This is a genomic window from Alkalibacterium sp. f15 (assembly GCF_049389645.1).
In the GTDB taxonomy this organism is placed as follows: Bacteria; Bacillota; Bacilli; order Lactobacillales; family Carnobacteriaceae_A; genus Alkalibacterium.
The window spans coordinates 71962-84249 of the sequence record NZ_CP186540.1; the positions used below are offsets into that span (position 1 = coordinate 71962).

16 protein-coding genes are annotated in these 12288 nt (G+C 35.8%); 2 read left to right on the plus strand and 14 right to left on the minus strand.

From position 1 onward, the window contains the following. Nucleotide 1: 1 nt before the first annotated feature. From ACO1PF_RS00365 to ACO1PF_RS00395, 7 genes are all read right to left on the minus strand, one after another. A complete protein-coding gene (locus tag ACO1PF_RS00365; protein WP_423189400.1) occupies nucleotides 2-2221 on the minus strand; it encodes a RelA/SpoT family protein in 2220 nt (739 codons plus the stop codon). A gap of 150 nt (nucleotides 2222-2371) precedes the next feature. Beyond that, nucleotides 2372-3040, minus strand: coding sequence for a deoxyribose-phosphate aldolase (gene deoC / locus ACO1PF_RS00370; RefSeq protein WP_423189401.1), 669 nt, complete (start codon nucleotides 3038-3040; stop codon nucleotides 2372-2374). A gap of 19 nt (nucleotides 3041-3059) precedes the next feature. Further along, the gene (gene prmA, locus ACO1PF_RS00375; RefSeq protein WP_423189402.1) at nucleotides 3060-3998 is read right to left on the minus strand and encodes a 50S ribosomal protein L11 methyltransferase; all 939 of its coding nucleotides are present in this window, start codon (nucleotides 3996-3998) and stop codon (nucleotides 3060-3062) included. Continuing rightward, nucleotides 3976-4527, minus strand: a complete 552-nt coding sequence (locus ACO1PF_RS00380; RefSeq protein WP_423189403.1) for a DUF3013 family protein — start codon at nucleotides 4525-4527, stop codon at nucleotides 3976-3978. Before ACO1PF_RS00380 ends, prmA begins: the two co-directional genes overlap by 23 nt. A 17-nt stretch (nucleotides 4528-4544) precedes the next feature. Continuing rightward, complete coding sequence (locus tag ACO1PF_RS00385) at nucleotides 4545-5168, minus strand: DNA-3-methyladenine glycosylase (protein WP_423189404.1); 624 nt, start codon at nucleotides 5166-5168, stop codon at nucleotides 4545-4547. A gap of 19 nt (nucleotides 5169-5187) precedes the next feature. After that, on the minus strand, nucleotides 5188-6486 hold the full coding sequence (locus tag ACO1PF_RS00390) for an HlyC/CorC family transporter (protein ID WP_423189405.1): 1299 nt from the start codon (nucleotides 6484-6486) through the stop codon (nucleotides 5188-5190). Nucleotides 6487-6842: 356 nt separating this feature from the next. Beyond that, complete coding sequence (locus tag ACO1PF_RS00395; protein WP_423189406.1) at nucleotides 6843-7058, minus strand: hypothetical protein; 216 nt, start codon at nucleotides 7056-7058, stop codon at nucleotides 6843-6845. A gap of 744 nt (nucleotides 7059-7802) precedes the next feature. Between ACO1PF_RS00395 and ACO1PF_RS00400 the strand changes: the two genes are divergently transcribed. Together ACO1PF_RS00400 and ACO1PF_RS00405 are read left to right on the plus strand one after the other, a co-directional pair. Further along, nucleotides 7803-8024 (plus strand): hypothetical protein, encoded by a 222-nt coding sequence (locus ACO1PF_RS00400; protein WP_423189407.1) that lies wholly within the window; start codon nucleotides 7803-7805, stop codon nucleotides 8022-8024. A gap of 84 nt (nucleotides 8025-8108) precedes the next feature. Next, nucleotides 8109-8309 carry a hypothetical protein gene (locus tag ACO1PF_RS00405; RefSeq protein ID WP_423189408.1) on the plus strand — a complete coding sequence of 67 codons (201 nt, stop codon included), beginning with the start codon at nucleotides 8109-8111 and terminating at the stop codon, nucleotides 8307-8309. A 49-nt stretch (nucleotides 8310-8358) separates the two neighbouring features. On the opposite strand, the gene ACO1PF_RS00410 is transcribed toward ACO1PF_RS00405, so the two are convergent. The 7 genes from ACO1PF_RS00410 to ACO1PF_RS00440 form a co-directional block, all read right to left on the minus strand. Then, nucleotides 8359-8631 (minus strand): hypothetical protein, encoded by a 273-nt coding sequence (locus ACO1PF_RS00410; protein WP_423189409.1) that lies wholly within the window; start codon nucleotides 8629-8631, stop codon nucleotides 8359-8361. 3 nt (nucleotides 8632-8634) lie between these two features. Next, nucleotides 8635-9147, minus strand: a complete 513-nt coding sequence (locus ACO1PF_RS00415; protein WP_423189410.1) for a hypothetical protein — start codon at nucleotides 9145-9147, stop codon at nucleotides 8635-8637. A gap of 19 nt (nucleotides 9148-9166) precedes the next feature. Then, the gene (locus ACO1PF_RS00420; RefSeq protein WP_423189411.1) at nucleotides 9167-9589 is read right to left on the minus strand and encodes a DUF6941 family protein; all 423 of its coding nucleotides are present in this window, start codon (nucleotides 9587-9589) and stop codon (nucleotides 9167-9169) included. Nucleotides 9590-9651: 62 nt separating this feature from the next. Next, entirely contained in the window at nucleotides 9652-10905 is a 1254-nt protein-coding gene (locus ACO1PF_RS00425; RefSeq protein ID WP_423189412.1) for an N-acetylmuramoyl-L-alanine amidase, read from the minus strand. Beyond that, on the minus strand, nucleotides 10905-11171 hold the full coding sequence (locus ACO1PF_RS00430) for a phage holin (RefSeq protein WP_423189413.1): 267 nt from the start codon (nucleotides 11169-11171) through the stop codon (nucleotides 10905-10907). The genes ACO1PF_RS00425 and ACO1PF_RS00430 overlap by 1 nt, the downstream gene beginning before the upstream one ends. After that, the gene (locus tag ACO1PF_RS00435) at nucleotides 11171-11560 is read right to left on the minus strand and encodes a hypothetical protein (protein WP_423189414.1); all 390 of its coding nucleotides are present in this window, start codon (nucleotides 11558-11560) and stop codon (nucleotides 11171-11173) included. Before ACO1PF_RS00435 ends, ACO1PF_RS00430 begins: the two co-directional genes overlap by 1 nt. A gap of 46 nt (nucleotides 11561-11606) precedes the next feature. After that, complete coding sequence (locus ACO1PF_RS00440) at nucleotides 11607-12200, minus strand: hypothetical protein (RefSeq protein ID WP_423189415.1); 594 nt, start codon at nucleotides 12198-12200, stop codon at nucleotides 11607-11609. Between the last annotated feature and the right edge of the window lie 88 nt (nucleotides 12201-12288).

Consider the following 12288-nt stretch of genomic DNA (forward strand, 5'->3'; position numbering starts at 1 on the left):
ATTAAGTCGTTATGCGTTTCACTGAATAGACGTCTGGAACAGTTTTAACTTTATCAACGATTTGTTCTAATTCTTTGAGATTTTGAATAGCAATAGTGACTTTTATTGTAGCCGTTCCATTTTTATCCACACGTCCATTGACATTACTCAGTTTATTGGTCTGAGAATTGATCACTTGTAGAATTTCATTTAAAAAGCCACTCCGGTCATAGCCTTCTATTTGTAATTCAGCATTATAGTCTTTGTTTGTATTAGCGTCAGTCGATTCCCATTCCACGTCGATCAAACGATTTTCGTTATCATCTGAGGTGCGGAGATTCGGACAGTCTTTTCTGTGAATCGAGACACCTCGTCCGCGGGTAACATAACCGATGATTTCATCCCCTGGTACTGGGTTACAGCACTTACTTACACGAATAAGCAGATTATCTGCGCCTTGAATAACGACGCCACCTTCGTGCTTTATCCTCATTTTTTCAGGTTCTTTTTTAGTTTTCAATTCAATGGTATGTGTAGACTCGTCAAATTTATATGTTTCTTTTTCTCGTTCGTTACGTTCTTTCTCGGTTAGTCGATTTGCGACAGTCGCACTCTTAACTTCCCCATATCCAATCCCAGCATACAAATCTTCGATATTTTGAAAATTAAATCGATCAGCTGCTTTTTTCATTTTTTCTTTTTTCAAAATATCTTTTGGATTAAAGTCCATTTCAATCAGTAATTTTTCAAGGATATCTTTTCCACGTTCAATACTTTTTTCTTTTTCTTGTGTTTTAAAGAAACGCTTGATTTTGTTTTTTGCTTTTGATGTGTTTACATAATTCAACCAATCTCTGCTCGGTCCGAATGAGTTGGCAGAAGTTAACATTTCAACGATGTCACCAGTTTTGAGTTTATAATTAAGTGGAACGATTTTACCGTTCACTTTCGCTCCCATTGATTTGTTGCCTACTTCAGTATGCACATGGTAAGCAAAATCCAACGTACTGGATCCGCTAGGCAATTCCATAACGTCTCCCTGAGGGCTGAACACGTAGACTTTATCTTTGAAAATATCTTGTTTGATCGAATCCATAAAGTCACTCGCATCGCTAGATTCACTTTGCAGTTCCAGAATATCTCGGAACCAGGAAATGTGTTCACTTAATTCATCGTTATCGATTTTTTTACTGATGCCTTCTTTATAAGCCCAGTGAGCCGCCACACCATATTCAGCGATTTCATGCATTTCCATGGTTCTGATCTGCACTTCAAGGGGCGTTGCGTTCGGTCCCAGTACTGTGGTATGCAGCGACTGATACATGTTTGCTTTAGGCATAGCGATATAATCTTTAAAGCGTCCTGGCATGGGTTTCCATCTCGTATGAATAGCACCTAAGACTGCATAACAGTCTTTGATGGAACCAACAATAATTCGGATCGCTAACAGGTCATAAATTTCACTGAATTGTTTTTTCTGACTTTTCATCTTTTTATATATCGAATAAATATGTTTCGGTCTTCCTGTTATTTGCGCCTCAATTTCCAGTTCCTTAACTGATGCTTCTATAGCTGTTTTAGCATCTTCAATGTAATTCTCCCGATCTTCTCTTCTAGAATTCATGAGATGCACGATACGGTAGTATTGCTGCGGGTTCAGGTATCTTAATGATGTATCCTCTAATTCCCACTTCATGCGGTTAATACCCAAACGATCCGCTAAAGGTGCATAGATATCTAATGTTTCTTTGGCAATCTCCCGTTGTTTCTCAGGACGATGGTGTTTGAGCGTGCGCATGTTATGCACTCTATCAGCAAGTTTGACAAGGATGACGCGCACATCTTGAGCCATAGCTAGAAGCATTTTACGATGATTTTCTGCCTGATGTTCTTTTTTTGACCTGAATTTGATTTTACCTAATTTGGTAACACCATCGACTAGATCTGCAACTTCCGGAGTAAATATCTCAGCTAATTGAGCATACGTGTAGTCAGTGTCTTCTATTACATCATGTAAAAAACCCGTCGCGACAGTTACGGGATCCATTTTCAACTCTGCTAGAATCCCAGCGACCTGCACAGGATGCATGATGTATTCTTCTCCAGATTTTCTCATCTGACCTTTATGGGCCTCGTCAGCCAGATCATAGGCTTTCTTTACAAATCCAACATGTTCGCTACTCATATAAGTCAGACAAAGCGCAATCACTTCTTGTGGTGTATAATCTTTATTTTGTGGCATGGGCATCACCTTCATTCTTAGACGTTATCATAGTATATAATAGACCTTTTATGATAAGAAAACCAGCACTGATTGGAGTGCTGGTAACTTCTTCTTATTAATTATAATGCTTTTTTATGATTACTTCAAGATATCTTGATGTGCACTTGATCAGTATGCTTCTGTGGCTTCGTTTCCTTCAACGATTGCTACACCATTAGATGTACCAATACGCGTTGCGCCAGCTTCTATCATTGCATTTGCATCTTCAATCGTACGGACGCCACCTGAAGCTTTAACGCCTATTTTTTTGCCAACAGTTTTGCGCATTAATTTTACATCATCAAGTGTTGCCCCGCCTGTTGAGAAACCAGTAGATGTTTTCACAAAATCAGCACCGGCTCTTTTAGCCGCTTCACAGGCTCTTACTTTTTCATGTTCATTTAATAAGCAAGCTTCAATAATAACTTTAACTAGCGCTTTTCCATTAACAGCTCTCACAACTGCTTTGATGTCATCATAGACTAAAGCGAAGTCTTCGCTTTTTAATGCTCCAATATTGATGACCATATCGACTTCAGTTGCACCCTCTTTAACAGCTTGTTCTGCTTCAAAGGCTTTAACTTTTGATGTATTAGCCCCTAAAGGGAATCCAATAACTGTACATGTTTCTACACCTGAACCTTTTAACAAATCAGCAGTGTATTTGACCCAACCCGGGTTGATGCATACTGATTTAAAGTTATATTTCATTGCATCCAAACAAACTTTTTGTACATCCGAATCTGTAGCTTCCGGTTTTAACAATGTATGATCAATATATTTTTCTAATTTTTCCATTTTAATCACTCTTCCTTTTTCATTTTTTTGCGATGATGGCGATCCAATCTTTCATTTGATTGATTTGTATTATCTCAAATCCTTGCTTTTTTAATGCTTGAATTACCTCATCCTTTTTTTCTAATATAATTCCCGATGTGATAAAAAGCCCATTATCTTTTAAATGACGATACGCATCTGGAATAAACGGTAAGATGATTTCAGTTAAAATATTGGCGACAATGATATCAGCTTTGTCGTCGACATCCGTTAATAGATTGTTTGCCTTAACAGCAATATCATTTTCTAGCTGATTCAGTTTTATATTATCTCGAGCTGACGTCACGGCTATTTCGTCCAGATCATAGGCTCTGATTTCTCCAGCACCGTACAAGGCACTCGCTATTGAAAGGACACCTGAACCCGTACCCACATCAAATACTGTTGCCTTGGGGTAGAGCGTTGTTTCTAACGCCTGAATGCATAGTTGCGTTGTCGGATGGGTACCCGTTCCAAAAGCCATGCCTGGATCTAAATAGATGATACGTTCGTCAGCAAAGTTTTTCGTATACGTTTCCCATTGAGGCACAATAGTTAAAAAGCGGGTCACATTCACTGGATAATAATATTTCTTCCAGGCAGTTGACCATTCTTCTTCCTTAACATCATTTACCTGGATATCAAGATGCGTGATTTCTATCCCGAAATCCTCCAGTTCTTTTACTCTGTCGGCTAATTGTTCTTGTATAGCATCCAAGTCATCATTTTCGGTGAAGTAACCTTTGATGATCACTCCATCTTCTGGAAAATCTTCTTCATTTAATTCCCATAGCGTATCTGTTCCGTATATCGGCAGATGTAGAAAATCATTACGATCGCTGATAGAAACACCTGATGAACCCAGTTCCGTAAAGATGGACGTTACAGCTTCTGCAGCCTCATTGTTGATTGCTACACTAAACTCTTTCCACTCCGCCATTTGCTTCATCCTTTTTCAATTTTTCTAAAAATGATTTTTCATCATCTAGGGCCATCGGGACTTTTTCTTCACTATAACGTCCCGTCTCTTTCAATGTTTGAATCATATTGTTCAAATTACTATCACTCCATCTCAAAGAAAACGAATCAGCAAAATCATCACTCAAGAACTCGGTCAACTCTACTTTACCTTTTTTTGTTGTGTAGTTTAACATTCTAAGTATGGCATCAATATATCCTTTTTCAATGCCAATGTGACTATCCATAGAAAAAGATGCGAGATAATTTTGTGGTTTGACATGTGCATAAGCCGGATCATAAAAGCATAAAATATCTTCAAATTGAACTAAGCCTGGTTCGTTGTTTTTCCCAAGCATGTCTTGTACTTGAACAGATTCTTCCGGTTTAACATAAAACATAATATAAAGTTCAATTAGGTTCTTTTTGCTCTCTTTAACAATTTTCCATTTAAAGTTTGGGAGCATCTCTTTAAGCTTGTTGTCTATATAACCAGATAAGTCATTCGTCATACAAACCCCTCCTCATATTAGTCTAACACAGTGATCCATCCATTATCTACCGAAAGTTCCCCTTCTCTTCTAGAGAGATATGGGTTTCCTCTAACGGTAAAGCGCAGTAAAGATTCAGTCCATTTCCCTTTATTTGGGATACCAATTCTTTTAGATTTTTCAACGGTTAAAGGTATTTTTTTATGCTTGGTGTCGATATAGAGCGACGGTTTTAGAACGGATGTGCCATAGTCCTTCATTGTAATTCCCATAGCCTTCGTTAATTTCCCTGGTCCATTCGTAATGTCAACACCCTTTTTCTGCCGTCGCTCACCCATTATGTCTTCCCCTTCAAACGGTTCAATAGCCCGTATGAGGACGGCTTGAGGATCTCCTTGTTCTCTTGTGACAACATTTAATAACTGGTGTGTGTGCATTTTATATATATAGATGGTTCCCGCCTGTTCAAACATCGCTTTCATGCGAGGTGTGTTTTTTCCGTTATAACTATGGCTGGCTTCATCTAAAACCCCAACATAAGCTTCCGTTTCCACTATCCATCCTGAAGTAGTGACTCCATCTGCTTCTTTAACCAGTAGACAACCCAATAAGCGTTCAGCCATTTCTTCTGTTGCTATATTAGTATTTGTTAGTAAAGACATTCCTAATACTTTCACTCCATTACTTAGTATTCTTCGTGTTCTTCGTTTCCTTCAAATCGTTTGGTAAATAATCTATCTGAACTTCCAGTACACGTCTGTTTCTAACGGCGGTAATAGTAACTTTCATATTATGATATTCGAAAGAATCATCAACTTGTGGAAATTGACCTAACTCTTCAATAACAAAACCACTAACCGTATTTGACACATAGGTTTCGAATCCTGCGAGTCCAAACAATTCAAATATTTTATCCAAACTAGCCGTTCCTTTAACTTTATAACGATTACCCGCTATTAATTCGACAACTTCTTCATCGATGATATCAGATTCATCCCATATTTCTCCGACAAGTTCTTCAAGGACATCTTCCATCGTGGCAATACCGATCGTACCCCCGTGCTCATCTGCAACAATAGCCATATGTGTTTTACTTTGCTGCATCAATCTAAGTAGTCGAGATAAATTCATGACCGGCGGAACAAAAATGACTTCTTTCACCGCAGAAAGTATAGATATCGGTTGTTCTGCGGTACGATTTTTGCGTAGATACCGGTTAAAATCTTTTTCGTGGAGAACCCCTACAACGTTATCGATCGATTCATCATAAACGATCAACCGCGAGTAATTATGTTCTGTAAACAGCTCTTCTATTTCTTCGTCTGTTACATCTATTTCACAACTCACGACATCAACTCGTGGTGTCAGGATAGAGGACACTTCTAAATCATCAAATTCAATTGCGGCTTTCACTAACTGACTTTCATAATCCTCAATACTTCCGCCACTTTCAGCTTCTTCTACAATAGATAGTAATTCATCTTCACTAATAATATCTTCATCGCCAAAATTAAAAACTCTGCCCAATAAAATCTTCCATTTTCTAAGAAGCCATAAAAACGGTTTAAATACAATCATTAAAAAATGAATATATGGTGTTGAAGCCTTGGCAAAAACTTCAGGATTTTCTTTAGCAAGAGTTTTAGGTGTGATCTCACCAAAAATCAATACGATGATCGTCATTACAAGCGTTGCAATTGTTGGTCCATAAACCGGAAACCATCTTACAAATAATAATGTTGCAATGGCAGTACTGGCTATATTTACAATGTTGTTACCTATCAAAATGGTAGATAAAACAGCATCAAAATTTTCTACTAACTTCATCGTTTTACCAGAACGTTTATCCCCTTTTTCAGCTTCATTTTTCAATCTGATTCGATTAGCTGATGTAAATGCTGTTTCAGAAGAAGAAAAATAACCCGATAAAAACACTAAAATCAACAGTATTATTATACTGTTTATATTATCACTATCCATTTATTTGTAATCCCTACTTTCTTAGTTTTTCCCTTTTATTATAGCACAGATCGTCTCTGATTTTGACTATTAAGAGTAATAGACTCATAGAACAGAAAAAAGGCAATAGCCCTGCTTAAAATTCAGATAAAAATCTGACTCAGCAAGAACTATTGTCTCTCAATTATTTTTTTCTTCTTGTATCATTCGTCATCCAAGTTCAAAACAGCCATGAAGCTTTCTTGGATTTGCACAATTGCTCAAGCGATATACTTGAGCGTATTGCCTTAAAATATATTGATAAGTTATAGACGATGGAAAATTGTAGAACAACAAATGAAGTCGCCTATAACCTTGATTAAATACAACACTAACGCTTACAAAACTAGTTCATTTAATAAATCTTTCAACTTCATTGTTTTGATTTTTTTACCATATGTTAAGTACAAATCTTCCATTGATGAATAAAACCAATTAATTTGATAGTCTTCAATTTTTCCATTATCGTCTTCATATATAACCACAACTTCCCTCTCTGGACCATGTTCTCTTATATGTTTGAGTACAAATTCTATAAACCAATCATTTTTCATAGGATTTCTTCCTTTACATAGTATAGTAATTCCTGTGCTGCTAAAGTTTCGTGAAATTTATTCGATCTTGTATTCTCCTCTTATTATTGAAAATCAAAGTATGTATTAAAACCGTTCTCAAATTATAATATATCCATATCTCTACATCCTCCTATTCTCTAAATAATAACACCAGCCCTGCAACTAATTCCCTATAGAGGTGGTATTGATTTCCTCTCACATATACTATTGTCCTTTTATTTAAAAACTCATTAAATTAAATTAAAAATTTTCAAGAACGAATTGGCCTGCCCGAATCGGAACAACAAAATATACGTATTCTCCTCTCACTTAAAATGCGAGGAAAAAACGGTAGACGTTTCCAAGAACATCTTCAATAAATAACAAAAATTGCCTGCCATCTAACATTGAAGTCGGATGGCAGGCAATTTAATTTGTTTAAAAATGATACTGTTGGTTTAATAACGTTTAATCTTCATCCAGGTTAAGAACAGCCATAAAGGCTTCTTGTACTACTGCATCATATTGTTAAATAATACTAGATTAGACTAACGTAGATAACGTTGTTAAATCAAGGTTTTATTAGAATTTTAAACTGCAACTAGTTTATATTGAACCGTATTAGATGATACTTTATTTTACGCGCCGATGGCAAAATGTAGGAAAGCTATAAGTCATTTCATTATAAAAATCTAATGGAATCCTTCCGCTTGAAAGCGTATACTATTATTCGGGAGGTGTTACATGGACGATTGGAGAGAAGTATTACATAAAGAAGTACATGGAATAATCATTACCGCAAGCATTAAGAATAACAAAGTGATGGTTCGTATCAGGGACGATGTTAACCTTTTTACTTTCAAGAATGCTGAAGAAGCTATTTTAAAAATCAATAAAATAAAAGCGGCATTTGAAACATTCAGTGAGAGATCTGTTTTGGAAAGTTTCCTGGGTCCACTCGAGTAAAAGAGCAGATTAGATTCTGCTCTTTTTTTCCATCCTTCTCTTGTTATTCAAAACAAACGTTCGTATAATGTGGATGAGGTGATAATGATGGGATCTAGGTTCTTAGAGGATATTTTGGAGATAGACGGTTTTAAATTTTCTTTAGTTTGGGCATCGTTGAAGAAGGTTGACGAAACGACTGACTGGATATTAATGGTTGATATGGATACGAAAGAATTATATGAGGGGCATTTTGAGCGTGATACGGGGTTTTTGAAGAAGTTTGAACGGTTGGAAGGACAATAAAAAAAGAGTAGATTATTAGTCTGCTCTTTACGTTCTGCTATGCTTTATCTTACACTTCAACAGACGTCAACATTCTTTTCTTATACTCTGAATTTACGTCTTTATAATATGCAATTGATCCTATTACAAAACTCATTATTGAACAAGCAAACCATATCCAAACCATAATTTCATATCCTGATACATCATTAAATAGAAACCTAATTAAAAAAGGGGGAATAAATACCATCAAAGCTAAAAATACTGAAGATGGTTTTAAAGATTTTACAGCCTCTACCGCAGATTTGGAGTCAAGCACGTCTTTTACATTAGGACTACCCATATCTTAACTCCCTCTTTCCCATTGTCTTAATTTAATGAATATAAATATTCCTAGACTCATAATAACCCCTACCAAAGATGGAAATCCTATAAATATTGGTAAAGATAATATTAAAAATATAAATGACAATATAAATCCAAGACGTAACGCGAAACTTTCGAATTTCCTAATTGAGCCATCTATTTCTAAATTCATAATATCCTCCTTCTGGAGATGTTGGTGGAGAAAGTCGTGAAGAATTTCATCGCTGTAATAATTAGTCACATAGTTTTTAACTATTGATTCTCTTTGGAAGTAATTGGCTTCTTTTCCTTCCCACTCAATAGCTATATCCGATGCCTTAAAAATTTTATATGTTTCATTATTCTTAAACTCTTTAAGGGTAATATTCATTATTGTTGTTGAGGTATCCTTTAATACGGTTTTTGAAATGTTTTTATCCTTATTTTCTATATTTCGAGAAGTTATTGTGGGATTTGAATACATTTCAGAAGGTAATAAACTTATACTAGTCACAAATTTCACCACCTCTCATTCATTTAACTTTGATATTCAAGATTTGTTTATGTACCTCAATTTCGTCTATTATTAAATAAGCAATGTATTCCCCTTCGCTTTTTAAAACGGTGTTTTTCAAAACCAAATTGAAGTTTAAATTATCTGTATTAGGAAGTGGTGGTACTTGTTGTATTCCGCTGCTGTATAATACATTAGAAGATGGATCCTTAAGTATAACTTCAATACTATGAGGTTCGTTAAAGTTAACATCATCGGTTATAGCCACTAAAGCAAAAGAATAAGAAGTGGGTAAAAAAGGAATGTTTAATTGTAAAATAGGATTTATGACTTTCAAAATATTGTTTTTGCCATTTTGAATAGTTTCTAAATCTTCCGAAAAAATTATTTGTGATTGACTCATGTCTAATTCCTCATTTCTGTGTTCTATTACTTTTATCATAACATACACCTTAAAAAAAATCTCAAAAAAAACCCCCACCAATTAAGGCGAGGGCTTTAACTTTATCTAGCTAATTGATTGACTCTTTTTTTCACTTGCTCGTATTGCACTTGGCTAATTCCTAATGATTTTCTGCGATTAACATGACCGTTACCATGCTTAGCAGCAATCACTTCTCGTGCCATCTGTTCAATGCTCTTCTTTTGGGAGGCTTGTGGTGTCGCTCTCAGCATCTGATTTACTAGATTTTGAACGGGAGTGTAAAGGGATCCTAAAGATTTACGTCTAGCATCTCCACTTCCATGTTTGCCATCTATTACTTCTTGAGCTAACACTTCAATTGATTTAGTCTGAGGTCTTTGACCGGCAACTATTTGATTGACGCGCTGCTGCACTTGCTGAGAACTATATCCAGCTTTATTCAATCGGTCAAATCTATACTGGCCACTTCCCCACTTCCCTTCAATCACTTCTCTAGCTATGACATCTAATTCTTTCAGTTGTGGTTTAGGTGGAGCTGCCAATTCATTTACTCTTAACTGGACAGCTGCCGGATTATATCCAGCCTTCTTAAGACTTTCTGATCGTTCTAACCCGTTACCCCATTTGCCATCTAACACTTCTTGAGCGATGACATTAAGAGGTTTCACTTCTTCTTTAGTACCAGGTTTAAGCAAATCATTGATATGTTGCTGAATAAGTTGAGCGTCGTGCCCTGCTTCACTCAAAGCTCGCATACGTTCAGCGCCATTACCCCACAAGCCATTGATAACTTCCTGAGCGATCTCAGCCACCGTTTTACTGACTACTTGGATTATTGTTGTCTTAGTCACCATACCTCTTAAAGGCTGATTTGTTTTAACCCTTCTTCTCAAATCGTTGAGTTCCGCTTTATTCCAACCAGGGCATGCAGTCGTTGGTGTCATTTCGTAATGTCCAAAAATACGATCAGGAGATGTATTTGGACAAACATTTAAAATATCTTTTATAACTTCTTCCAGGGCATCCATCTGAGCAGGCGTATAGTCATTTTTGTTACGTGCTTCAACAGATACATGAACTGTTGTGGCATTCCATCCAGTTGCGCCATGAGTAATTCGTTCATAATTATAGTTTCGGTAAATTTTACCGTCTCGGTCAATGTACCAGACATATCCACCAGTTCCCCATAATCGAACAGTACGCCAGAAGTTCTCGTGACCTGTAATGAATCCTAGTACAGCTGTGTAGTGAATGCCGATATTAAAGATGCTTTCTATCGTTCGTTGGTTACGTTGACCTCCAAGGGCTATATTTCGTCTGTCAATATATTCCATTATTTTTCATCCTCTCTTGGTCTGTCATACTCTAAAGCTTGCTTACTATCAGCTAACCCTTCAGTCGTATGATCTTCAATAATTCCCACACCAGCCATAACCGTTAAAACCATTAACAAGACTTCAAGTAACTCTTCTTCAATCCCTGGTAATACATTGATATTAAAAAGAGCCAAGATTCTGACTGATAAAGTCAAAATCAAAGCTCCCATCTCCATTAAAAATCTTTTGTTTTTAAGTCTTACTTTCCAGTTGATTTGTTTCATTATTTAACCCTCTCTCTACTATCTATATATCTAATTTGTCGTATATCATTCTTTACTTCTAGAACGACCAAGCGCTCGTGGTGATCATCTAGCCGATCGTTATGTTTCTTTAATAACTCAATGTTTTGATCAGCGATGTCATCTAATTTGTCATCATGTCGTATACGCTCATCCATAGACTTATTTAATCGATTTAATGTTTCTATTAAAGGTTTATTGCTTTCATCCATTTTTTCTCGAAGCAATTTACTTTCTTCCTCCATACGTTTCTCCTTTGCTTTGCCGATTGTTTTTTGGTAAACCCACATTAAGGAGCCTCCGATTGTGGTTACTGCCAGCACGAACGCGGCAAAACTCTGAACATTTCCAAATAATATGTCTAAACTCAATGGTTGTCTCCTTTCCTGGATAGAATTAAAGAGTAGCCCATTTGGACTACTCTTCATTAATCGAATTATGTTCTGCTATTAATTGCATTATCTCAATTTTATACCGGTATAAAATTGACTTATTTTCCTCTAAAAATAGTATTGGGGCCCTTTGTTCGATAAACATTACCAACCCCTCTATACCTAATAAATTTCCTAGTTTCTCATCTTCTATCAATACTTTATCTTTATATTTTAGTAAATACTTTAATGTTTCTAAAAGTATACTAGCTTCTTCTGAATAGATATTTTCTAATGTTGGTAAAGTACTCAATAAATTCGCAACTTTATTAGGTATTCCTTTTAGTCTAATATCAGTTATCGTTATTAATTCAATAGAAGTGAAAACTGCTACCCTCTGAGATTCTATAATTATTTTGTGACTTTGTTGAAAGGAGTCTTCTATCTCTTTTTTATACTTTTCAGTTATTTTAAGTTCAACTTCGTTTTTGATTCTTTCAATTTGCTTATCTGAAAGTTTCCACTGTATAACCCCAAAAAAACCAATAACAACTGCTAGAACGCCTAAAAAAATAGTTAAATAATTATTTTGTAAATTTATTAACCTATTAACTTGGTCTATATATTCTGTACTTGACATAATATCCCTCCATCTTCGTTACTTAAACTATATCAAAACGAAGATAAGAAGACACTACTTTTCACTACTCAGCATGGTTCCTTTCTGT

Coding starts and splice junctions, on each gene's coding strand:
- ACO1PF_RS00365 (WP_423189400.1), bottom strand. CDS start 2,221: ATGCCACAAAATAAAGATTATACACCACAAGAAGTGATTGCGCTTTGT.
- deoC (WP_423189401.1), bottom strand. CDS start 3,040: ATGGAAAAATTAGAAAAATATATTGATCATACATTGTTAAAACCGGAA.
- prmA (WP_423189402.1), bottom strand. CDS start 3,998: ATGGCGGAGTGGAAAGAGTTTAGTGTAGCAATCAACAATGAGGCTGCA.
- ACO1PF_RS00380 (WP_423189403.1), bottom strand. CDS start 4,527: ATGACGAATGACTTATCTGGTTATATAGACAACAAGCTTAAAGAGATG.
- ACO1PF_RS00385 (WP_423189404.1), bottom strand. CDS start 5,168: ATGTCTTTACTAACAAATACTAATATAGCAACAGAAGAAATGGCTGAA.
- ACO1PF_RS00390 (WP_423189405.1), bottom strand. CDS start 6,486: ATGGATAGTGATAATATAAACAGTATAATAATACTGTTGATTTTAGTG.
- ACO1PF_RS00395 (WP_423189406.1), bottom strand. CDS start 7,058: ATGAAAAATGATTGGTTTATAGAATTTGTACTCAAACATATAAGAGAA.
- ACO1PF_RS00400 (WP_423189407.1), top strand. CDS start 7,803: ATGGACGATTGGAGAGAAGTATTACATAAAGAAGTACATGGAATAATC.
- ACO1PF_RS00405 (WP_423189408.1), top strand. CDS start 8,109: ATGATGGGATCTAGGTTCTTAGAGGATATTTTGGAGATAGACGGTTTT.
- ACO1PF_RS00410 (WP_423189409.1), bottom strand. CDS start 8,631: ATGGGTAGTCCTAATGTAAAAGACGTGCTTGACTCCAAATCTGCGGTA.
- ACO1PF_RS00420 (WP_423189411.1), bottom strand. CDS start 9,589: ATGATAAAAGTAATAGAACACAGAAATGAGGAATTAGACATGAGTCAA.
- ACO1PF_RS00425 (WP_423189412.1), bottom strand. CDS start 10,905: ATGGAATATATTGACAGACGAAATATAGCCCTTGGAGGTCAACGTAAC.
- ACO1PF_RS00430 (WP_423189413.1), bottom strand. CDS start 11,171: ATGAAACAAATCAACTGGAAAGTAAGACTTAAAAACAAAAGATTTTTA.
- ACO1PF_RS00440 (WP_423189415.1), bottom strand. CDS start 12,200: ATGTCAAGTACAGAATATATAGACCAAGTTAATAGGTTAATAAATTTA.